Here is a 22,904-nt window from a genome sequence, read left to right on the forward strand (position 1 = left end):
GTTATTCACCCCCACCCTATTATTCAACTAAAAAGGTAGCGATCGATTATTTATATCCTGCTTTTTGTTCAAGGTTGGACGTGAGGTTGACTTTTTCTTTTTACTTTTCGTTTGGAAAGGAGGTCTCCTTTTGACAATTCGGTCTAAGATCCAAACACCTATCAAGGACAGTAAGAGGAATAAAGCTAAGCCACCAAAGTGGACTCCGAGAAAGATCCCACCTGGGAAGGTTTGAGCAAAATCACCAAAGACAAATTCAAAAAAGCCTGCAAATAAAACCATGGGGAAACCATATAAGGTAATAAACTGTATTAATGAATTGGTGCGAGCTTCTGCGAAATTATTTAGTATTTTCTCCGTTTCAACAACCGTTTCATATAGTTTCTCTAACTCGGAGACCATTCCCCAGTGTTGCTCTACTTTTTCTCGAAAAGTCTTTAGATTGGGATCAGGATTGGTCGTGATCGATTCTAAAATGGCTTTACGTATTTCGATTTTTTGCTTGGTTGTTTGTAAGTTTAGTTTATCCAGCTCTTTACGAGATGGGGAATTTCCAGATGAAAAGTCTTGATAAAGCGAATCGATTTGCTTTGTGATCCGATTAATGATTTTTCGGGTGTTGATAAACTGTTGAAGTAAGCTTTGATACTCATCGACATATCGGCTAAAATCCATGACTTCGATCACCCAATCATCGAGTTCGATATTCCAGTCGTCTAAAAGCATAATTCCTTGCTTATGAATCACGGCTACACCACCGGATAGCTCAATCATATCGAAGTCGGATTCATTGGGGAGATCCTCAAGTTTAGGAAAATCAAAGGGATTTGCAGCACATGCAGCAATAAATTTTTTCATAGTAGGTGAAAATACGATCGTCGAATAGTTATATTGCGCATCCCATTTGGCAATGGTTAAATGTTTACGGATATTTGGATCTGTAAATAAAGGTAAGCACTGATCCATCGTACAAAGATGCCCAAAAGTATCATCATGCCGATAACCTCTTACTTTAATCGAGCGAGCGGGACAGTAGAGTTCCCAAATCGTATGAACGACTTGTTTCCAAGTTAAAAAAGTAGGTGGATCTTTGGGAGAAGAAATTAAGGTGCTATTTCCAATCTCATCTTGCCAAGCAGGAACAGCATCTTCGATATCTATCCTGTATTTTTGACGAGCTTCTTGCTCTAATTGTTCGAGTTTCATTTGTAAATCTTTTAGGTGAACATTGAGATGTGGGTCAACTGAAATCATAAAATCACTAATATTGCGCCCGCTTTCCGGCTTATATACAGCAAGTAAGCCAAAGCCGTTTTGTGTCCATGAATTTTGCGTATCTGTCCGAGCAAAATGTTTAAGAACACCTTTAAAATCAACTTTCTCGGTTGTGATTAAAGCATCTACAAGTACCTTTAAATCGGAATCTTTCACTGGAAGTTCTAATTGAACGGTGATAGAATGCTTGAGAAGTTGTAAATATTTTTGCTCTTCAAACCGTAAGAATGTCATCGCTTTTTGATAAGCTTCGCAGTCTACTTCCGTAAGATTACTTGGGTCAAGCTCATCAGCTAGCAAAACAGAAATGATAAAACGAAGACATTGTATAAAGCCTTTTTTAAATTTGGTATCATTGGTTACTATTTCTTGCCCCACTTGTTGATAAGAAATATAGGCATGACCTAGTGCATTATGCAGACACCCCCAAGAATGGAAGGGAAGACCTGTTGAACGTGTTTCTTCTTGCTCCCAATGATTAATATAGTTTAACCATTTTGTAGGGAGCTGATCGAGAGGTAGCTTTTTGGATCGAAGAAAGAGAAGGACAAACGCAAAGCAGGTGTCCAACGATAAATCTTCTAGGTAAAAAGAATAATTGATAAAATCATTTTCTGTTGGGATATACTTATCAATGATAGAAGGATCTAAGCTATAAATCCGGGAAGATAAAGAGACATGGTCGGGATAAGTATAGTTAATGATCAGACCTGGGGCATCATCTTGTTCATCTTTAAATCCCAAAAAAATGTCTGCCCTCTCTACGTTTTGTTTATGGTTTCCAGAAATTTTAAACTCTTGAAGTGACTCTTGAAGTTCTTGTAAATAGGATTGTAAATGACTCATAATTTTCCTTCTTTCCAGTATAAGTCGGTAAATATTGTATAAAAATTCGCTTCTTATTTTACTTTTACCCTCTTTTGTAGATAAGAAGGTTTTTTTAAGATACAATATTTTATCTTTTTAGAAACCGTATTAAAAGGAAGCACCCATGAGGAGCAATTCATTAAAAATTTTATCAATTAGGTGGGGAAATATGATTGACGAACTACTACAGCGACAAAATAATCTTCAGGCGGAGGCGATTGAAGTCGCGAAAGAATTAAAACTCGACGACCTGCTTAGTCCAATGGGAAAGCCTATACGTGTTGGCAGTGCTGCTTTAGGTTTGATGGTTTGGCGGGATTTGGATATCACCGTGGTGTGTCCTAAGCTGAATATGGATGCTGTAGCTCAGATAGGTGCAAAATTAATGGTTCATGTAGGGGTACAGGAGGTTCAGTTCCGTAATGACTCAGGGACTTGGAAGGTTGATTCTCACTATCCGGATGGGCTATACCTTGGGATAAAGTATCGGTCTGGTGGAGGTCACGATTGGAAGCTTGATATCTGGTTCATTGATGAACCAGAAAGACAGCCTGATCTTATACATATGAAGACAATCCCTAATCGACTCAATCCGGAATTAAGAGCATCGATCCTAAGTATCAAGGATATTTGGGCCAAACGACCTGAGTATGGAAAAACAGTGACAAGCTATGATATTTATAAGTCGGTATTAGATGATGGTGTACAGACGCCAGAGCAATTTCAGGAATGGTTAATACATCGATAAGGAATCACCATACAAGAAACCCTTATCTGTAAGCTACATTTTTTTATTTACCTTGTCTTTCTTTTTGCATCATAGACGTTTCCTTGGGATTTGGATAAAATAAATATAAGGAGGGATTAAGTTGCAAAATTTCTATTTCCAACAAATGCAAATGATGGTTCAGCCCATGCGTGATGAGCTGACTCGTTTGGGTATAAAAGAGTTAAAAACACCAGAAGAGGTGGATGAAACTTTACAAGGTGAGGCAGCGAAAGGAACGACGTTAATCGTTGTGAACTCTGTCTGTGGTTGTGCTGCTGGACTTGCTCGTCCAGGTGTAGCTCTATCACTCAAACATGACAAAGTACCTGATCATTTGTACACGGTTTTTGCCGGTCAAGATCGAGAAGCAACAGCACGTGCTCGTGAATATTTTGATGGAGAACCACCTTCTTCTCCTTCATTCGCCTTATTAAAAGATGGAAAGTTAGTTACGATGGTTCATCGTCATGAAATTGAAGGAGCAAGCATGGAAGAGATTGCTCACAAATTGACTTCTGCTTATGATAAATATTGCGATTAATGAAAGATGCACTTACCCATCAAGAAAGGTAAGTGCATTTATATTTTATAATCTCTTTGCTTCCTGTACATATAACTTTGTTTTATTGAGTGGTTTGTAGATATTATTTTAGAATGGAATAAAATAATATCCTATAGCCGGTTTGGAAGAAATAAAAAAGTATAAATGAGGGGTGTGTATGGAAGGGATCGCGGCAGTACTCTTACTGATTTTTATTGCTGTGGTAATCATGGTCAATGTCTTTTATAGGATGGGGAAAAAGCGTGAAATGCCGACCTTATCTGACCATTTACCCAACTTAGGAATACAAGCACACTCGACTGATTTTCAGATGCAGATGAAATTGTTAATTGATCATTTGCATACTTCATATCCACCACATTATGTGGAACGGATCAAGGAGCGAGTTATTCGTCAACATCATATCAGCTTGGTAGAATGGGAGCATCGTTGGTTTGAATGGGAGCGTTATTTAGTGATGACAGCCATTTTACGATCTGTCCCCATGTATAGCAGTCAAGTGGATGCCGTTTGGCATGAGATGTTAATGTTTACACGTGAATATCGCCAATTTTCACAGCAATATTTGAAAGTGATGTTACACCATATTCCGAATACCTCAGAAAATAATCCATTTAATCCTAGCGAAAGAGCATGGTTTGATCTCATTTATGTTTTATTGTTCCAGCCCTCTCAGTATAGTCAGATGTCTTGGGGGACTTTTTTGCAACATCCGTTAGCCAAATCAGTTCTTCATGATTTTGAGAGACTATCTCCTGAACTGTTAAAAAAGAAATACTTTAATGAAAGGGCTGCCGAATATGTTCCAGGAGCAGGCGAAATTATTTCATTTTTAATTCAGTTTATGATTCATGAAATAAAGTCACAAAATCGTTTTGTTAAGGTTTCTGGCACCAATACTCATGATTTTTATCATCATTATCTAAAAGAAAAAACCAATCAGCCAACACTTCTTCAGATAAGGGGAGTAATCTATTTATCAACTTATCACTATGATGATTTTTATCCACAGTATGAAGTGTTATTTCAACAGATTTCACAGACGACAAGTCCACATACTTACCACTGAAAAAGAAAATAAGAACAAACTCCTTGTTGGTTCATGGAGCTTGTTCTTATTTGGATTAGATTATGCTTTAAAGAAGAAATGAAGTGCCTCTGGCAGATCCCTTTGCCAAAAGCCCCAGGTGTGATCTCCTTCTTTTTCCCTATATGTAACAGTCGCTTTTTTCTCTACAAGATGGCGATATACTTCTCGATTACGTGTGACAAGATCTAAGTTTCCCATATGTGTACTTACAGCTGTCTCTGACTTGCCAATCGATTGATACACGATAAGATCTTGTAAATTAGTCATCTGGCAAATTAGTTCTGTTGTTTGAGACAAAAATGCTCCCGATTGGGAAAGCACATGTGTAAATTGCTGTGGATGATTGATTGCTAATTGTAAGGATGCAGCTGCTCCAAGTGATGAACCACCAATCACCCAGTTTTCTCTAGTTAGAGACACAGGATAGCGCTCTTTTAGCATAGGTAGTAACTCATCCATGATAAATTGCTGATGAAGTTCATGTCGTGCACCATGAGGAGCATACTCTTCGGTACGAAGGCTTTTTTGTACAGGTACCGCAACCATAATCAGTGGTTTAATTTGCCCTTCGCTAATCATTTGATTCGCTTGAGTAACAATTCTCCCCAGATTAAAGTAGTCATCCCCATCATGTAAGATCAAACAAGGATAGGAACTTGACTCATCATATCCTGGAGGCAAAGAAATGAGCACTTGCTTGTCTTCGTGAAGGTATTTACTTGAAATCACTTCTCTTTTGATGATTCGTTTCACTTGTTTTTGCACCATATTCATCAACTCTTTATATAAAATGTGAGTATATCTCTACTATACCCTAATTACTTATGTAATTCATAATTACCAAAGTCTACCTTTGAAAATAGGTCATAAGATATATTTTCAAATAGACTGTTCTAGGATCATTATGGTTATATACAAAAAGTAAATATAAGTGTAATTGATATCGGGAAGTAGAGCTTATGTATCTTTAAAGTACATAGGCTTATTTTATGTCAAAAATGCGAAATCGAATCGATAGGATAAACCGTACCCTCTCTATTTCAATCTAATTAGTACAAGCACCAAAGAGGAGGGACAACACTTGGAAATAGAATTGGAAGTAAAACGTGCCCAAAACGGAGAAAAAGAGGCTTTTACCAAGCTAATCCGCCACTATCAAATTCATTTATATCGGATTGCTTTTGCCATCCTGAAAAATGACTCCGATTGTGCCGATGCTATTCAAGAGACTATCTTAAAGTCTTATCAGTCCATACATCAATTGAAACAGCCAAACTATTTTAAAACTTGGCTCATTCGTATTTTGATCAACCAATGTAACCAAATCCTAAAACAAAACAAAAAAATGATCCCATTTGAAAAGCTACAAGAATCATCCTATTCCCAAAATGAGTATAAAGAATTGGAAATAAAAGACCTAATTAATCATCTGGAACCCCATCAACGTTTAGTTGTCATTCTTTATTATTTTGAAGATTTATCTTTAAAACAAATCTCCAACCTATTGGATATACCTGAAGGAACTGTTAAATCACGTCTCTATAAAGCACGCTCCATTTTATCTGAATGGTTATCTGGAAGTAAAGAAAGGATGATCCACTATGAATAAATTTTCGGAGGATCAAGAAATCAAAAAAAGATTACAAGAAGAGTGGAATGAGGTTCCCGAGATAGTCATGAATCGTATTGATGAAACCTTAGCTTCACTACATGAACCAAAGAAAAGAGGGAGTAGAATGAAAAAAGTATGGCTTACCGCTGCCGCAGCTACCTTGGCTATCGCGGGTACGATCACTGCTGGTTTTATCTCTCCTAGCTTTGCTGCTACGCTCAATAAAGTGCCTGTCATCGGTTCCATTTTTGATAAGGTAGGAGATAATGGTATAAAAAATGCTGTTAAGAAAGGAGTTACTACTAATCAAGTAAATCAATCATTGGAGAAAGAAGGAGTTAAAGTAACGATTAAAGATCTAATTTATGATGATACCAGTATGATCATTAGTTATGAAATAAAATCGAAAGAAAAGTTTGAGACAAAACTAAAAACAAAAAAAGGGAAAAGTGTCCCAGTACCTCCTCCAAGCATTACTTTTATACCTCATCACAATGGTAAATTAATCAATGGAGCAGGATCTGGGCAAAAGGATGTAAAAGATGACTATACCGTGATTGGCTATGAGAGTATTCAGCTCGATCAACCATTACCGGATAAAGTGAAATTGAATCTTCAGGCGAATTATACTGATACGTTCAAAGCCGTACAATTGAATAAGCCCTTAAAACCTTTACAGTTTGAATTTAATGTTACTGCTCAAAAGGAAAAGAATAATCAAATTTATAAGCCAAATATTAAAAAAGATATCGGGGATATCCATCTTCAGATTAAACAGGTCAAGGTAAGTAGTTCCTATATTCAGGTTGATTTGAACAAATTTACAGAAATTGAAAACGCGAATGCTTACTCTTTTTCTCTTCATGATGAGAAAGGAAAAGAGCTTGAATCATTATATGAGTCAAGAGATCTAAAAACAACTCGTCTGACTTATGTTTCTCCAATGGAAACCTCAAAATCGTTAACACTAAAAATATATGGAGGTAATAGTAAAGGAAAAGAAATAGGTCAAATACAAATCCCATTAAGATAAAATGATAATGATTTCTTGGAGTCAAAGCTTAGTTCTATTGAAGGACTAAGCTTTTTCTAATTTTGAGTTGGCTATTTTCCTAAATCTACTAGGCAAGAAATTCGATAAAGAAGAAATCTATATTATATACCGCTCTTTTTATTTGATATTTTTCGAGTCTTTGCTTTATCATAAATAAAGATTTACAATATAAAGAAAGAATATTATCAATAACTGGAGTGATCTGAGAATGAACCAACCAGTCTGGTATCCACAGCAGGAACAGATCGAACAGACACGACTTTATCGATTGATGCAAAAGCATGGATTAACTGATTACCCCTCTTTTTATAAGCGTTCTGTAGAAAATATTGCATGGTTATGGGAAGAAGTAGTGAAGGATCTCGAGTTAGAATGGATACAACCTTATCGGCAAGTGATAGGTCAAGTTGATGAGATGGCAAAGGCTCGTTGGTTTATAGATGGTAAGTTTAATGTAACAGCGAACTGTTTGGATCGGTTTGTGAAAGATCCACTAGCTCGTCATCGACTTGCTTTGATTTGGGAAGGGGAAGACGGTCAGGTACAAAAATATACGTATCGGGACTTATACCAAGAAGTGAATCAAGTGGCAAATGGTTTACTTAAGCTGGGGTTAAAGCCTGGGGATCGGGTTGCTATCTATTTGCCGATGATTCCAGAGATAGTGATGGCTATGTTAGCCATAGCAAAGATCGGTGCGATCTATACGCCATGTTTTTCTGGATTTGGTGCTGATGCGATTGCAACCAGAGCAACGGATTGTGAAGCCAAGTTTTTGATTACTGCAGATGGTTTTTATCGACGAGGTAAAGTGGTAACGATGAAAGAAGAAGCAGACCGAGCTGCAGATTTAGCTCCATCGGTTGAGAAAGTAATTACGGTACGACGACTGAATCGGGATTGTCCATGGAATGAGAAGCGGGATGTAGAATGGGAATCGCTTCGGAGTGATGTGAAAGCGCTTCCTCCCAAAGAGACGGATGCGAATGATCCATTTATGATTATTTATACTTCAGGGACAACTGGAAAGCCGAAAGGTACTGTTCATGTTCATAGTGGCTTTCCTATTAAAGCAGCGTTTGATAGTGGATACTGTATGGATGTCGGGGTCGGTGATGTTCTATTTTGGGTCACCGATATGGGATGGATGATGGGACCATGGATGGTATTTGGGGCGCTTATGAATGGAAGTACCATGCTATTATATGAAGGAACTCCAGACTATCCCACTCCTGATCGCTTATGGCAAATGGTTGAGCGGTATGGTGTAAGCCATTTAGGAATCTCTCCAACCTTAATCAGAGCATTGATGAAACAAGGAGATCAGTGGTTGGATCATTATGATCTTAGTAGCTTACGTGCTTTTGGGTCTACAGGTGAGCCGTGGAATCCAGAACCATGGTATTGGTTATTTGAAAAAGTAGGGAAAAAGCAAGTTCCAATTTTAAACTATTCAGGCGGTACGGAAACTTCTGGTGGAATTTTAACCAATACGATGATTCAACCACTTGTTCCTTGTGGATTTAGTGGTCCTGTACCCGGAATGGATATCGACGTATGGGATGAAAATGGTACTTCAGTAAAGAATGAAGTTGGAGAGCTTGTCATTCGTCAACCCTGGGTAGGCATGACCGTAGGTTTTTGGAAAGATGAAGAACGCTTTTTACAAACTTACTGGAATCGCTGGCCCAAGGTTTGGGTTCATGGAGATTGGGTTAAAGTAGATGAACAAGGTTTTTGGTATATTACAGGTCGGTCAGATGATACCATTAAAGTGGCTGGCAAGCGCTTGGGGCCTGCTGAGATGGAATCCGTATTAGTTGATTATCCAGAGGTCGTGGAGGCTTGTACAATTGGCATTCCGGATTCAGATAAAGGTGAGGTGCCTATCTGTTTTGTGGTATTAAAAAGGCAAGGAAATCACTTACCAGAGGACAAGTTAAGTGAGGTATTGATTGACTTTGTCGGTAAACGCATGGGGAAAGCTCTAAAACCAAAGCATATATATGTCGTTACTGACTTACCCAAAACACGCAATGGGAAAATTTTACGTCGTGTGGTCAAAGCTGCTTATTTAGGGAAAGACACTGGAGATATTTCTTCACTAGAAAATCCGCAAGCTGTACAAGCGATTCAACAGCTTGCTAGGTATTCCAACTGATCTTATAATAAATAACTCGGCTTTGATAAAGCCGGGTTATTTATTGAGAGAAAACCGAGCATGTACCTTAAACTAAAATCAACTCTACTCTTTTTTATTTGACTTATCGACTCTTCTAGCGATTGGACTATCAACTCTATGAACTTTTAGTCAATCTGTATATTTATACTCGTTTCATAGAAAGCTGCAGAAAAAATTATGATAAATGATAATATATGGCTTTACAAAGGAAAAAGATACTATTATTTTTATGTATAATAATCCAATTTTATATTGGTTTAAAATAGGTATGATATATTAAAATATCTATATGAGCCTATTGCATAATGGGATCAGAAATCCGGGTTATTTCTAACAAATCGCTTTTGTATAGGGTCAACTTCTGACGAAAGCAGCAGGAGTGATCAGGGAAGCGATAAGCGGATGATTTATGCAATAACCTTATAGTATTTATTTTAAAAATAAAAGAGAAAGAAGGGTTTAATATGAAGGCAGTTGGTATTGTCAGAAAAGTTGACCATCTAGGGCGTATTGTTTTACCGAAAGAGTTGCGTAATATTATGCAAATTCATCCACAAGACGGGGTGGAAATCTTTGTAGATGGAGATCAAATTATTTTAAAAAAATATAATCCTGCGTGCGTTTTATGCGGGAAAATGGAACAGTTATTTTACTATAAAGATAAAATTGTTTGCCAAGAATGTATTCAAGAAATCTCAAAATATGCGCAGAATGTAGCCGAATAAGGGGAATTGCAGCAATACTGATTAGCGTTAACCCTGTAAAGTAGTTGACTGACATTCAAAAAAGGTTTTGCTAGAATAGTATTAGTAAGAAAAAGATAACTTTTTAAAAAAGAGAAAATTTGAAAACGCTTTCCAGTCTTAAGTTAGGGAGGACTGTGGTTCATGGCGGAGCAGTATTGTATCGTGGAAAGATTTGAATCCATTGCTTGGATTCGACTTAATCGACCACAAGTACTAAATGCTCTTAACCAGAAATTAATCCACCAATTGGCAAAAATTTTAGAAGAATTGGATGAGGATGAGCAAATTCGAGTTATCGTCATAACAGGTAATGAACAAGTATTTGCTGCTGGAGCAGATATCAAAGAAATGACTGGTGCGACACCTGTTGACTTACTAGTCAAGCGATACTTAACCGACTGGCTACGTATCCGCCAGATCTCTAAGCCCCTTATTGCTGCTGTGAGTGGGTTTGCTTTGGGAGGTGGATGTGAGCTTGCATTGTGTTGTGACATCATTATTGCTTCAGAGACGGCACGCTTTGGGCAGCCTGAAATTAAGATTGGTGTGATGCCAGGAGCAGGTGGAACACAACGTTTAACTCGTGCCATTGGTAAAGTGAAAGCAATGGAAATGATTTTGACTGGAAAGTTAATGGATGCACATGAAGCTTTATCATATGGGCTTATTAATAGAGTGGTTCCTGTACATGAACTGGAGAATGAAGTCATGGTTTTAGCCAAAGAAATAGCCAATCAGCCTCCACTCGCTGTTCGAATGGCCAAACAATCTATTTTAAAAGCATTAGATCTCTCATTAGAAGAGGGTCTTCATTTTGAACAAAATAGTTTTTGTCTCTTATTTGCGACTGAAGATCAGCAAGAAGGGATGAAAGCATTTATCGAAAAAAGAGAGCCCAAATATAAAGGTAGATAGCTGCGATGAACCTTAGGAAGGAGTAGATCAATGTCATATGAAACTATCCATTTCACCAAAAAAGATGGTGTAGGTCTAATTACATTAAATCGTCCAAATGTATATAATGCAATCAATTATCAGCTAGGTCATGAGTTGACCCAGATATTTGAGCAAATCAAAGAAGATTCTGAGGTTCGAGCTGTTGTTCTAACGGGAGAAGGAAAGTCTTTTTGTTCAGGGCAGGATCTAAATGACCGAACAGCCTTGGCACAAGCAGGTGAAGAGATTCGATTAGGAGATAGTGTACGTTCTCGTTATAATCCGTTAATTACAGCTATGCACGAGCTTCATAAACCTCTGATTGCTGCTGTAAATGGTGTTGCTGCTGGAGCAGGTTGTAGTCTTGCTTTGGCTTGTGATATGCGCTTTATCACACCGAAAACCCGTTTTGTTGAAGCATTTGTACGGATTGGCTTAGTACCAGATAGTGGCTCCAGTTACTTTTTGCCTCGACTAGTAGGACTAGGTAGAGCTTTAGAAATCGCAATGACTGGTAGAGATATCGATGCAGAGGAAGCGATTTCGATTGGTCTTGCCAACCGCCTTGTTTCCGATGAGCATTTATTGGAAGAAACCATGGCTTTTGCAAAGCAATTGGCACAAGGACCTACAATGGCGATTGGTTTGACTAAACAATTATTGTACAAAGGAATGGAAGCTTCACTGGAGGATGTACTAGAAGCTGAAGCTGTCTCACAAGAACAAGCAGGGAAAAGTAGTGATTTTTTGGAAGGAATTCAAGCTTTTGCACAAAAAAGACCACCCCAGTTTCGTGGAAAGTAAAAATAGAGCTCTATTTCCTAATTTCGGGAAATGGGGCTCTCCCTAGAGCAGATCGAGATGAACGCCTGCAAATGGTTCACATATGATGATACAGATAGAGTTTCGGGCTTGTCTCAAGTTCAAAAACGATAGGCGGTTAGTAGTGACGAAAATCTGTCCTCTATTTTGTCTTAGGATGCAAATCGAAGTGACAAATAGATAGCTGATTTGGATGAAAGCCGCTAAGTAATCAAAAATAGATGGATCTAATGGAGAGTGGATCACGATGGAAACTAAACATAAAAAAGAAGTTTCTTTGATGAAGGATGTTTTTGAACTAATGGATCAACTAGGTCATGAGCAAGTTGTATTTTGTCGGCATCCCAAAACAGGTTTAAAAGCGATTATTGCTATTCATGATACGACTATGGGACCTGCACTTGGAGGATGCCGAATGTATCCATATGAATCAACAGAGGATGCACTCGAAGATGTCTTGCGACTGTCCCATGGGATGACATATAAATGTGGGATTGCTGATGTGGATTATGGCGGCGGCAAGATGGTGATTATCGGTGATCCGAGTATGGATAAGTCACCTGAATTATTCCGGGCAGTAGGAAGGTTTGTAGGAAGTTTAAATGGACGATTTATGACCGGGACAGATATGGGTACTGTTCCAGAAGATTTTATCCATGCCCTTCGCGAGACGGATTCGATTAATGGTTTACCTGAATCATATGGTGGTTTAGGTGATACATCGATACCTACAGCTTTAGGAGTATTTCAAGGAATGAAAGCAACGGCCAAATTTTTATGGGGCACAGATCAACTGGCTGGGCGGCTGATTGCGATTCAAGGAATTGGGAAAGTAGGTTCACGTTTGATTCAGTTACTCATTGAAGCAGATGCTCACTGTATTATTGCTGATATTGATCCAGAAAAAGCACATAAAATAAAAGAAAAATATCCTGAAAAGATCGACGTTTGCGAAGTAAATGAAATCCATCGTGTTGATTGTGATATTTTCTCTCCCTGTGCTGGAGGTAGTGTAATTAATGATAACACCATTTTAGAGCTAAGATGTCAAGCTATTGTCGGTTCGGCAAATAACCAACTGGCTCATAAGAGACATGGAGATCAACTTTTTGAGTTAGGTATTTTATATGCACCTGATTATTTGGTGAATGCAGGTGGTTTAATTCAAGTAGCGGTTGAGGTGGAAGGTGGAAAACAAAAAGAGCGTGTCATAGCAAAAACACAAGCCATTTATGAGATGCTTTTACAAATTTACGAACGATCGAAACGAGATCGGATTCCTACCTACTTAGCAGCAGATTATATTGTACAAGAGAGGATCAGAACAGTCGCTGATATTCGTCGGATGACATTAGGTAAGGACTCTGAGCGCAAAAGGAGGTAGCTGAATGCTCGATCAACTTGAAAAAGAGATCGTTCAGTACCTGACTCCAGAAGGGAAACTTACATCTGTAGGGGAATTGGCTTGGGGGGAGATTCCCACCGACTTAAAAAAACAATTTTTCCAATGGATGACCCAGATTCGTATATTTGATCGGAAGATGATTCTTCTTCAAAGACAGGGACGAATTGGAACCTATGCACCCCTCGAAGGACAAGAAGCTGCACAAGTTGGAAGCGCGCTCGCTCTTAGTCAAGATGACTGGGTATTTCCTAGTTACCGTGAACATGGGGTTGCGCTAATCATGGGAATGCCGATGCAGCAGGTGATCCTATATTGGGCAGGAAGAGTAGAAGGTTGTCGTCCACCTAAAGGAGTTCGTTTAATGCCACCAGCTGTTCCGATTGCTACTCAAATTCCTCATGCTGTGGGTGCAGCTTGGGCAGCTAAACTGAGAAGAGAAAGCTACGTCTCGGTCGCTTATTTTGGTGATGGAGCTACCTCAGAAGGTGACTTTCACGAAGGGTGTAATTTTGCTGGTGTATTCCGTTTACCTGCTATCTTGTTCTGCCAAAACAATGGATATGCGATTAGTGTCCCGTTTTCTAGACAATCGGCATCAGCAACAGTAGCTGAAAAAGCATCTGCCTATGGGTTCCCAGGTGTTTGTATCGATGGTAATGATGTACTTGCAGTATTTGTGACCATGAGTGAAGCGATTCAGAAAGCCCGGTCTGGACAAGGACCTACTTTGATCGAGGCGGTTACGTATCGAAAAGGAGCTCATACGACTGCAGATGATGCCTCCAGATATCGCCCCAGTGATGAAGTTGAAGAGTGGATTTATCGGAGAGATCCCCTCGTTCGATATTCTCTTCTTCTACAGCAAGATGGTTGTCTGACAAAAGCAGAAATGGAAGAGTGGGAAGAGGAATGTATGCAAAAAGTAGAAAAGGCGGTCAAAATAGCCGAATCTTTCCCTAAAGCTGATGCTACCCACTTATTCGCTCATGTATTTGACTCGCTTCCGCCTTCATTAGAGCAGCAAAAAGAAGCACTACAGCACTTAGAGGGGGGCTATCCATGGGAGAAATGACAATGGTGCAAGCCATCAATGATGCTCTTCGAGTAGCCCTTAAGACGGATCCACAGGTACTCATATTAGGAGAAGATGTTGGCAAAAATGGCGGTGTGTTCCGAGCAACAGACAGGCTTTGGTCGGAATTTGGAGAAGAGCGAGTGATTGATACTCCTCTATCTGAGGCAGGAATTATCGGAACATCGATCGGACTTGCCATTAATGGTTTTAAACCCGTTTCAGAAATTCAATTTTTAAGCTTTATCTACCCAGGATTTGAACAAATTGTCTCCCACGTTGCACGTTTGCGTACACGAACACAAAGTGCATTTCCAAACCAACTCGTTATTCGTGCCCCATATGGCGGAGGAATTCGCGCCCCTGAACTACATTGTGATTCTACGGAAATCTTCTTTGTCCATGTTCCAGGATTAAAAGTAGTCACCCCATCTACTCCAACGGATGCGAAAGGATTATTACTCGCAGCTATTTCAGATCCAGATCCCGTTATTTATTTAGAACCTATGAAATTATATCGTTCGCAAAAAGAAGTTGTTCCCTCTGGATGGTATGAAGTTCCGATCGGTCAAGCTCGTAAAGTTCGTGATGGAGAAGACATTACTTTGATTACGTGGGGAGCTATGGTACCAATCGCTGTGGAAACAGCAAGTAAATGGGAGAAGGAAGGAACTTCTTGTGAAGTGATTGACCTTAGGTCCTTATATCCATTGGATGAAGAAACGATCCTTTCGTCCGTCAAAAAAACGGGTAGAGCGATTGTGATTCATGAAGCTCCACGTACAGGTGGTTTAGGTGCTGAAGTAGCAGCATTGATTCAAGAAAAGGCCTTTCTCTATTTAGAAGCACCTGTCATTCGTGTAACAGGTTATGATGTACCGGTGCCGATGTTTGCACTAGAAGATGATTTTCGCCCTAATTTAAATAAGGTATCCCAAGCGATTCACCAAGTGATCACTTATTAGAAAGGGGAAAGCTATGACGATTCCTTTTCAATTACCCGATGTGGGCGAAGGTGTAGCTGAAGCAGAAATTGTACGGTGGTTAGTAAGAATTGGAGATGCGGTGGCCCAAGATGAAGCAGTATGTGAGGTGGCGACCGATAAAGCAGTTGTCGAGCTTCCAGCACCGCAAGCAGGGAAAATTATAGAAATTCATTTTCAAGAAGGAGAGACGGCTCCTGTAGGATCCACTTTATTTACCCTACAGCCAACAGACGAACGTTCATCTCAAAGTATTCAGGATAAAATATCACCCAAAAAAGAAAAAAGAAAACGTGTTTTAGCCACTCCTTCCACACGACGCCTCGCTCGTGAGCTTAAGGTTGATCTAAGTGAAGTAAAAGGGACAGGCGAGAATGGTCGTATTCTTGAGGAAGATATTCGGAGTTTTTTGGAAGAGAGGTCTGCATTAAAAGAAGAAGTTCGAATTAATTCGTTACCTATACGTGAACAATTTGTGGATAATCATATCGAAGAAGTAACACTATCTCCCGTGCGCAAAGTGATTGCTGAACGTCTTTTATTTTCAATTACCAAAAAACCCCATGCTACCCACTTTACAGAAATGAATGTAGAAGGGCTTGTCGAATGGAGGAAAAAGCGTTTGCAAGATCAAGGAACAGATGAGCCTCGTCTAACTTATCTACCCATCCTCCTAAAAATGATCGCGGTTACCTTAAGAACAGATCCAAAATGGAATAGTCACTTTGATGAAGAGCGACAAGTGATCCGCACTTTTTCTTCGATCTCCATCGGTATTGCTACAGATACACCGCGTGGATTACTAGTACCAGTTGTGCACGAAGTGGAGAAAAAGAGCATCGCTGACTTAAGTAGTGAAGTGAGGCAACTAACGGAATTAGCCCGTTTAAACCGTCTTACTTCAGACCAGCTTACAGGAAGTACATTTACGGTAAGTAATGCCGGTGCCTTGGGTGGAACTTGGGCAACTCCTATTATTAATCCACCTGAAGTAGCCATTTTAGCGATTCACCCTATTGAAAGAAGGCCTGTCGTTTCTACAAGTGGGGAGATTGTTGCGGCTTGGCGGATGAATGTTTCTCTTAGCTTTGACCATCGTGTCTTAGATGGTGCCGATGCGATTCGCTTTACAACTCAACTAGAAAAATATACAGCTGATCCAGGGAGACTTGTACAGGAGCTAAGGTAAGTATCTAAGCCATAAAGTTAGGATGGTTCAAATATAGGTAGATGTAGGGGTTATATCCCTTCATACCATTTTCAAACCAAAAACCTCTATCAAAGTCACAACGCTGCCAAAGGATCGATTTTCATTTGAAAAACACCCCCTAACATTTTAAACGATGGATGTTAGGGGGTGTTACTGAAAAGATGATCAATTTTTTATCGATTAATTGCTTTTCTGGAGTATTCTCAGTAATAAAAACACTTGAGTCTTCCATAGGTGAAGAATCGTTTTTCCTTTTTTTGATCTCGTTGATATAGCGATTGACTGCGATTCGATAAAACCAAGTTGAAAACTTTCGATTGAGATCATAACTTTCCAACTTTAAGTACATTAAGGTGAAACATTCTTGTGTTAAATCCTTTGCCTCCTCAGGATCATGGATCATTCGTAATATTAATCGATAAATTCGATCTTTATATCGATAGACAAGCTGATCCAAGGCATCCAAATTGCCCTTTAGAACTTGCTTGACATAATAGGAATCATCGTGCATCGAGTTTCCTCCTTTATGAAAAAATGCCTTTCACTTATACATACAATGTGTAGTCAAAAAAACTCTCAGCTCGTCATAACTTTGACAAACAATAATAGTAGTAGGAGATGACCTCACAGCTTAATTTTCCTGTTGGTTGAACAACCCTAGCTTTTCTTTCTTCTTAAATAATAAAAAAAAACTGCCTGTGGGGGAAATTATATTAGAAATAATGATAAGTATATGTGTTTTTTGATTATTATATATGGGTAAGTATGTAAAAAAATGATGATAAGAAAGTATAACTGTCTTTTTGTATTTTTCTTGATTTAAAAACAGAATGGTGAGGTGAACGCGTGGGAGAGAGGAGTTATGCATATTATCGTGAGGTATTTAAAGAGGAATCAAAACCTTTTGCCTTTTTAGATAGAGATTTATTAGACGAGAACATTAAAGCCATTCTTATGAAGAGTGGGCATAAACAAATTCGCATTGCTAGTAAATCGATTCGTTGTGTTGATGTCTTAAAATATATCTTGCAAAAAAGTGATCGTTTTCAAGGAGTGATGTGCTTTACAATCTCGGAAGCTATTTTTCTAGCTGAACAAGGAATCGATGATTTATTAGTTGCTTATCCAGAGTGGGATGAAAAACGACTTCGACAAGCTATTCAATCGATCAAAAACGGACATAATATGACGCTGATGGTTGATAGTATCCAGCATATTCAAAAGATTGAACAGGTTGCCTGCCAAGAAAATACAAAAGTTCCTGTGTGTATGGATATTGATTTATCAGTTTCTTTTCCAGGACTTCATTTTGGTGTACGTCGCTCTCCGATTCGCACAGTTGATCAAGTAAACGAAATAGCAAGGAATATAGCTCAATCGAGGTATGTATTTTTAGATGGAGTGATGGGATATGAAGCACAAATCGCAGGTGTTGGTGACCATGTCCCCAAACAAGTTTTAATGAATCAGATGATCCGCTTATTAAAAATGCATTCCCGCCTGAAGATTGTAAAAAAGCGAAGAGAAGTAGCAAAATCTTTACAAAAAGAAGGATATCCGATTCGCTTTTTTAATGGAGGAGGTACTGGGAGCATCTCTCATACGGTACAGGAGGATGTAATTACAGAGATTACAGTTGGCTCGGGATTTTATGCCCCAATGCTATTTGACTACTATACCGATTTTCGTTTTAAACCGGCAGCTGGATTTGCCATTGAGGTTACACGTAAGCCTACTTCAGGTATTTATACTTGTTTGGGTGGTGGTTATGTAGCATCGGGCTCTGCAGGTAAAGATAAGTTGCCACAGCCTTACCTGCCATTTGGTGCAAAATTGCTTGACTTGGAAGGAGCTGGGGAGGTACAGACCCCCATTTGTTATCAAGGAGAAGAAAAGATTGATTTAGGTGATCCCATTTTTATGCGTCATAGTAAGGCTGGAGAGCTTTGCGAACGATTTCAAGAGCTGATTTGGATTGCCGAGGGGAAGATCGTTCATCGCGCGAAAACATACCGTGGAGAGGGGAAATGTTTTCTATGAAGTCGAAGGCAATGAAAGGTTGGATTAATTGGTCTGGACTCGTTTCTTGTACACCTAGGCAAATCTATTATCCAGAATCTGTGGAAGAGGTCAGGCAGCTTGTCAAAAAAGCAAAGCAAGAAAAGAAAACAGTTCGTGTAGTTGGTTCAGGTCATTCTTTTACACCACTTGTTAAAACAGATCAATGGCTTGTTTCTTTAGATCGATTGCAGGGCGTTAAAGAAATAGACACGACAAAGCAAATTGCGACTATTTGGGCTGGAACCAAACTTTATCAATTAGGACAGTGGCTTTCTGAACTAGGATTTGCTCAAGAAAATTTAGGAGATATCAATGCCCAGTCGGTCGCTGGAGCTATCAGTACAGGTACACATGGGTCTGGTATGCAGTTTGGTAGTGTATCCACACAATTGAAAGCGCTAACAATAGTGACTGGAAATGGCGATGTTATATCTTGTTCAGATGAAGAAAATCCTATGCTATTTAAAGCGGCCCAAGTGTCACTGGGAGCACTTGGTATTATCGTTGAAGTCAAGCTAAAAGTTATCCCTAAATATCGGTTACATTACCGTAGCTACCGTATGTCACTGGATCAGTGCTTACAGAGGCTAAATACATTTGTTCAGGAAAACCGTCACTTTGAATTTTTTTGGTTCCCGCATACGGATCAGGTTCAAGTAAAGATCATGAATCAAACGGATCAACCCCCTACCAAAAACAGTATTTGGAACCAAACGAATAAATTAGTGATAGAAAATGGCGCTTTTTGGTGTTTATCCGAAGCAGTTCGCCTATTTCCCCGTCTGAGTAGATCGGTGAGTCGGATTTCGGCGAAAGCGGTTCCGACTTTTGAAGAGATCAATGAAGGATATCTTTTATTTGCTACTCCTAGACTGGTTCGTTTTTATGAAATGGAATATAGTATTCAAGCAGAAAAAATGGCTGAAGCGATTAAAGAGATCCAATCTTGTATTCAAAAGTTTAACTTTGCCGTTCATTTTCCGATCGAATGTCGTTATGTCAAAGGGGATGACATTTGGCTTAGTTCAGCTTATGGACGTAATTCCGCATACATTGCTATTCATATGTACAAAGGAATGCCTTATCAAGATTATTTTATCCAAGTAGAGGAAATTTTAAAGCGTTTTCAAGGACGACCCCATTGGGGGAAAATGCATACGATGAAAGTACGTGAGTTGATAGAATGCTATCCGATGTGGAGTGAATTTTTACGAGTACGTTCAGAACTTGATCCAGACGGAATATTTTTAAACACATATCTTCGCCAACTATTTGGTTTAGAAGCTCAATGAAACAGGAGTAAAACGTAAACACATCATGTATTGTATAATTTGATTAAAAATCCAGATCATCCCTCGAGGAAGTCGCGAATGGTTTTGGTGTGGGATCGAATTTTGTGCCAAACTTTTAGCGGGAGTGAGTAGGGAAGAGATGAGTCGCTGAAGAATCAACAACCTCTCGAACAGTGATTGGTTAATAGATGACTTATAAGTAAAAATATAAATATTATCTGGTAATATATTTACCTTTTAAAAGGCGTTTTTTTGACAATGTATAAATACTATGTTTCAATAGTACACAATAACCTAATGTCAATAGGAGGGAGTATTTCCCATATATGCAATTGGAAATGATTGGTTTTCAAGAAAGGCGAACAAAAATTGAATATTTCATTTAGTATGAATATCGGCTTATAAAGCAACTTCTTATAAGCTTATGTTTAAATAGGGTTTTGCAACTACTCATCATGGAAGCGATGAGCTTGTATCTTTTGTATTCCTATTGCTACCTCAAAGATACTGTTGTCAAAGACCCCAAGTGGGCCTTAAGTATACGATATACCCAGCTATTTTCTACGAATTTTTTACTATATTTTATCGGAAAGGAGAAAGACAGGAGAAATGGGTCCTCTAAGAATATGGCTACTAAGTAACGCCACTATATCTCGCGAATCTCCTGTCGCCAAAATTTCATGAAAGTATCTCGGTCTGTATTAGGAATTTCAATGGTAATTGCAGTTGTCTTTATTTTATGGGGAATTGTTTTACCAAAAAATATGTCGTCGATAACAAGTCAAATCCAGCAGTTTATACAGCATAAATTTGGTTGGTTTTATCTGTTGGCAGCTAGTGCTTTTCTGGTCTTTTCTATTTTTCTTGTCTTTAGCAAGTATGGAAATATACGTTTAGGAAAAGATGATGAAAAACCTGAGTACAGTTTTATTACTTGGTTTGCTATGCTTTTTAGTGCTGGAATGGGCATTGGTTTGGTATTTTGGGGAGTGGCCGAACCTTTAAGCCATTTTGCAAGTCCACCAGTAGGGGAAGGTGGAACGACAGGGGCTGCTCGCGAAGCACTTAAAGATACTCTCTTTCATTGGGGATTACATCCTTGGGCAATTTATACTTTAATTGGTTTATCACTAGCCTACTTTAAATTCCGCAAAAATGCTCCTGGTTTAATTAGTGCCACTTTTTATCCCATCCTTGGCGAGAAAGTAAAAGGTCCAATCGGAAAAACTATTGACATTCTCGCTGTATTTGCCACTTTGTTTGGGGTAGCTACATCACTTGGTTTTGGTGCAGCTCAAATTTCAGGTGGTCTATCTTCATTGATTCCAAATATACCTAATAATTTTACTACCCAATTGATCATTATCGCTATTGTGACCATTTTATTTATTTCTTCCGCTTTGTCTGGGCTTGATAAAGGAATTAAATATTTGAGTAATGGTAATATCGCTCTAGCTGTTTTACTTATGTTAGTTCTTTTATTTATAGGGCCGACAGAGTTTATTGCCAATTCATTTACAACGATGCTTGGAGATTATATTCAACGTCTACCAGCAATGAGTTTACAAATGAGTCCATTTACGGAGTCACAACAAGCACAATGGACTCAAGCATGGACGATCTTTTATTGGGCATGGTGGATTTCATGGGCACCATTTGTAGGAACTTTTATTGCACGTGTATCCCGAGGACGTACAGTTCGTGAGTTTATCTTAGGTGTTCTCTTGGTTCCTACGATATTTAGTGCTATTTGGTTTGCTATCATGGGTGGATCAGGTATTTACCAAGAGATTTTTTCTAAAGCTGGAATTGTGAATGTGATTAATAAACAAGGTACAGAGATTGCCTTATTTAAGTTTTTAGAAGCATTTCCATTGGGATCAATTCTTTCAGTGCTTGCTATTTTATTGATAGCTACATTTTTTATCACCTCTGCTGATTCAGCGACATTTGTTTTAGGTATGCAAGTGACTCATGGCAGTTTAAACCCCTCTAAAACCATTCGCGTGATTTGGGGATTGATTCTTTCTGTTTCTGCAGCAGTACTACTGGGGACAGGTGGTTTACAAGGACTACAAACAGCTTCTATTATCTCGGCATTCCCTTTTGCTTTAGTATTAATTCTGATGATGGTTTCACTTGTAAAAGCTTTAAACAAGGAAAAGATCGTTAAAATTGTATCTAAGCCATCGAGGGCAAACTAAGGAATTGTTTTTAGAATAAAAACCGTTCTGTTGCATAAGCGGAAAGAGAAATCTATATTTGGTCTATAATCATGTGAAGGAAAAACAACAAGCCATCCCCACGACTGGATGGCTTGTTATGTTAGGAAGCTATCTTACCATTTCTTTGGAGCTTTAGTAAAAAAGTTAGATAGAGTCACTTTTTTTTCGTTAAATAGTGTTGTGAATGGCTTTTCATTCTCATGATTTTGCCATCCATTTTTAAGGAAACCTTCTCCCTTTTTTGCAGCAAACCAACCTTCTTGCTTACTCATCAACTCATCCTTTCAGTAAATTATTTCTCTTTATTCTATTTTTACCATATTATGGATGTTTGATCAATTCATCAGAAAAAGGCTAATTCAAGTGGTAAGTCATCTCTGTAAGCCTAGCCTTTAGGTTTAGAGACAGATATAATTTTTCTTGAAAAAAGTATTGCATTTATAATAGAACCATGCTATATTAATAAACGTCGCCGCGAGCGACATTAACAAAAGAAACGCACCTTGAAAATTAGATAAGGAAATGATAGTCAAGGGAAAAACATTCACCGAGAGTGAGTACCTTAAAATATTAGGCTTAGGTAGGTTAAGCTAGTAAGGGCACACGGAGGATGCCTTGGCGCCAGGAGCCGATGAAGGACGGGACGAACACCGATATGCTTCGGGGAGCTGTAAGTGAGCTTTGATCCGGAGATTTCCGAATGGGGCAACCCACCAGTCTGAAGGACTGGTACCTCTACCT

Annotated in this window: 20 protein-coding genes and 1 rRNA gene; 17 read left to right on the forward strand and 4 right to left on the reverse strand. The window is 38.8% G+C overall.

The features are described 5' to 3' along the window. Positions 1–27: 27 nt before the first annotated feature. Positions 28–2,121 (reverse strand): hypothetical protein, encoded by a 2,094-nt coding sequence (locus tag DL897_RS16925; protein WP_113660301.1) that lies wholly within the window; start codon positions 2,119–2,121, stop codon positions 28–30. Positions 2,122–2,311: 190 nt separating this feature from the next. Here DL897_RS16925 and DL897_RS16930 point away from each other — a divergent pair, with 190 nt between their 5' ends. The 3 genes from DL897_RS16930 (at position 2,312) to DL897_RS16940 (ending at position 4,542) form a co-directional block, all read left to right on the forward strand. Next, positions 2,312–2,890 carry a hypothetical protein gene (locus DL897_RS16930; protein ID WP_113660302.1) on the forward strand — a complete coding sequence of 193 codons (579 nt, stop codon included), beginning with the start codon at positions 2,312–2,314 and terminating at the stop codon, positions 2,888–2,890. Positions 2,891–3,035: 145 nt separating this feature from the next. Then, on the forward strand, positions 3,036–3,452 hold the full coding sequence (locus DL897_RS16935) for a BrxA/BrxB family bacilliredoxin (protein WP_113660318.1): 417 nt from the start codon (positions 3,036–3,038) through the stop codon (positions 3,450–3,452). A 178-nt stretch (positions 3,453–3,630) separates the two neighbouring features. Next, positions 3,631–4,542, forward strand: a complete 912-nt coding sequence (locus DL897_RS16940; RefSeq protein WP_113660303.1) for a glycine-rich domain-containing protein — start codon at positions 3,631–3,633, stop codon at positions 4,540–4,542. Positions 4,543–4,602: 60 nt separating this feature from the next. Here DL897_RS16940 and DL897_RS16945 read toward each other — a convergent pair whose 3' ends face one another. After that, on the reverse strand, positions 4,603–5,331 hold the full coding sequence (locus DL897_RS16945; protein WP_113660304.1) for an alpha/beta hydrolase: 729 nt from the start codon (positions 5,329–5,331) through the stop codon (positions 4,603–4,605). A gap of 313 nt (positions 5,332–5,644) precedes the next feature. Between DL897_RS16945 and DL897_RS16950 the strand changes: the two genes are divergently transcribed. The 10 genes from DL897_RS16950 to DL897_RS16995 all read left to right on the forward strand — a co-directional run bounded on the left by DL897_RS16950 (position 5,645) and on the right by DL897_RS16995 (position 16,564). Next, positions 5,645–6,172 carry a sigma-70 family RNA polymerase sigma factor gene (locus tag DL897_RS16950; protein ID WP_113660305.1) on the forward strand — a complete coding sequence of 176 codons (528 nt, stop codon included), beginning with the start codon at positions 5,645–5,647 and terminating at the stop codon, positions 6,170–6,172. Continuing rightward, positions 6,165–7,208: a DUF4179 domain-containing protein gene (locus tag DL897_RS16955; RefSeq protein ID WP_113660306.1), complete on the forward strand. Its 1,044-nt coding sequence runs from the start codon at positions 6,165–6,167 to the stop codon at positions 7,206–7,208. Before DL897_RS16950 ends, DL897_RS16955 begins: the two co-directional genes overlap by 8 nt. Before the next feature lie 229 nt (positions 7,209–7,437). Beyond that, a complete protein-coding gene (locus DL897_RS16960; protein WP_113660307.1) occupies positions 7,438–9,390 on the forward strand; it encodes an AMP-binding protein in 1,953 nt (650 codons plus the stop codon). Positions 9,391–9,875: 485 nt separating this feature from the next. Further along, positions 9,876–10,136 (forward strand): AbrB/MazE/SpoVT family DNA-binding domain-containing protein, encoded by a 261-nt coding sequence (locus tag DL897_RS16965; protein ID WP_113660308.1) that lies wholly within the window; start codon positions 9,876–9,878, stop codon positions 10,134–10,136. A 162-nt stretch (positions 10,137–10,298) separates the two neighbouring features. Further along, the gene (locus tag DL897_RS16970) at positions 10,299–11,072 is read left to right on the forward strand and encodes an enoyl-CoA hydratase-related protein (protein WP_113660309.1); all 774 of its coding nucleotides are present in this window, start codon (positions 10,299–10,301) and stop codon (positions 11,070–11,072) included. Positions 11,073–11,102: 30 nt separating this feature from the next. Continuing rightward, positions 11,103–11,897 (forward strand): enoyl-CoA hydratase/isomerase family protein, encoded by a 795-nt coding sequence (locus DL897_RS16975; protein WP_113660310.1) that lies wholly within the window; start codon positions 11,103–11,105, stop codon positions 11,895–11,897. Between the two features lie 265 nt (positions 11,898–12,162). Beyond that, positions 12,163–13,299 (forward strand): Leu/Phe/Val dehydrogenase, encoded by a 1,137-nt coding sequence (locus tag DL897_RS16980; protein ID WP_240627487.1) that lies wholly within the window; start codon positions 12,163–12,165, stop codon positions 13,297–13,299. Between the two features lie 4 nt (positions 13,300–13,303). Next, the gene (gene pdhA, locus DL897_RS16985; protein ID WP_113660311.1) at positions 13,304–14,392 is read left to right on the forward strand and encodes a pyruvate dehydrogenase (acetyl-transferring) E1 component subunit alpha; all 1,089 of its coding nucleotides are present in this window, start codon (positions 13,304–13,306) and stop codon (positions 14,390–14,392) included. Beyond that, entirely contained in the window at positions 14,380–15,357 is a 978-nt protein-coding gene (locus DL897_RS16990) for an alpha-ketoacid dehydrogenase subunit beta (protein WP_113660312.1), read from the forward strand. The genes pdhA and DL897_RS16990 overlap by 13 nt, the downstream gene beginning before the upstream one ends. Before the next feature lie 13 nt (positions 15,358–15,370). Then, the gene (locus tag DL897_RS16995) at positions 15,371–16,564 is read left to right on the forward strand and encodes a dihydrolipoamide acetyltransferase family protein (protein WP_113660313.1); all 1,194 of its coding nucleotides are present in this window, start codon (positions 15,371–15,373) and stop codon (positions 16,562–16,564) included. 139 nt (positions 16,565–16,703) lie between these two features. Here the strand turns inward: DL897_RS16995 and DL897_RS17000 are convergent, their stop codons facing one another. Continuing rightward, positions 16,704–17,096 (reverse strand): RNA polymerase sigma factor, encoded by a 393-nt coding sequence (locus DL897_RS17000; protein WP_113660314.1) that lies wholly within the window; start codon positions 17,094–17,096, stop codon positions 16,704–16,706. Positions 17,097–17,431: 335 nt separating this feature from the next. Between DL897_RS17000 and DL897_RS17005 the strand changes: the two genes are divergently transcribed. The 3 genes from DL897_RS17005 to DL897_RS17015 all read left to right on the forward strand — a co-directional run bounded on the left by DL897_RS17005 (position 17,432) and on the right by DL897_RS17015 (position 22,142). Continuing rightward, positions 17,432–18,625, forward strand: a complete 1,194-nt coding sequence (locus DL897_RS17005) for an amino acid deaminase/aldolase (RefSeq protein WP_113660315.1) — start codon at positions 17,432–17,434, stop codon at positions 18,623–18,625. After that, positions 18,613–19,938 (forward strand): D-arabinono-1,4-lactone oxidase, encoded by a 1,326-nt coding sequence (locus DL897_RS17010; protein WP_113660316.1) that lies wholly within the window; start codon positions 18,613–18,615, stop codon positions 19,936–19,938. Before DL897_RS17005 ends, DL897_RS17010 begins: the two co-directional genes overlap by 13 nt. Positions 19,939–20,618: 680 nt before the next feature. Beyond that, positions 20,619–22,142 carry a glycine betaine uptake BCCT transporter gene (locus tag DL897_RS17015; RefSeq protein WP_113660317.1) on the forward strand — a complete coding sequence of 508 codons (1,524 nt, stop codon included), beginning with the start codon at positions 20,619–20,621 and terminating at the stop codon, positions 22,140–22,142. A 134-nt stretch (positions 22,143–22,276) separates the two neighbouring features. On the opposite strand, the gene DL897_RS18400 is transcribed toward DL897_RS17015, so the two are convergent. Continuing rightward, positions 22,277–22,435 carry a hypothetical protein gene (locus tag DL897_RS18400; RefSeq protein ID WP_168188857.1) on the reverse strand — a complete coding sequence of 53 codons (159 nt, stop codon included), beginning with the start codon at positions 22,433–22,435 and terminating at the stop codon, positions 22,277–22,279. 311 nt (positions 22,436–22,746) lie between these two features. On the opposite strand from DL897_RS18400, the gene DL897_RS17020 reads away from it, so the two are divergent. Beyond that, positions 22,747–22,904, forward strand: a 23S ribosomal RNA gene (locus DL897_RS17020); the annotation flags it as partial.

It is taken from the genome of Thermoflavimicrobium daqui, assembly GCF_003313465.1.
GTDB lineage: Bacteria > Bacillota > Bacilli > Thermoactinomycetales > Thermoactinomycetaceae > Thermoflavimicrobium > Thermoflavimicrobium daqui.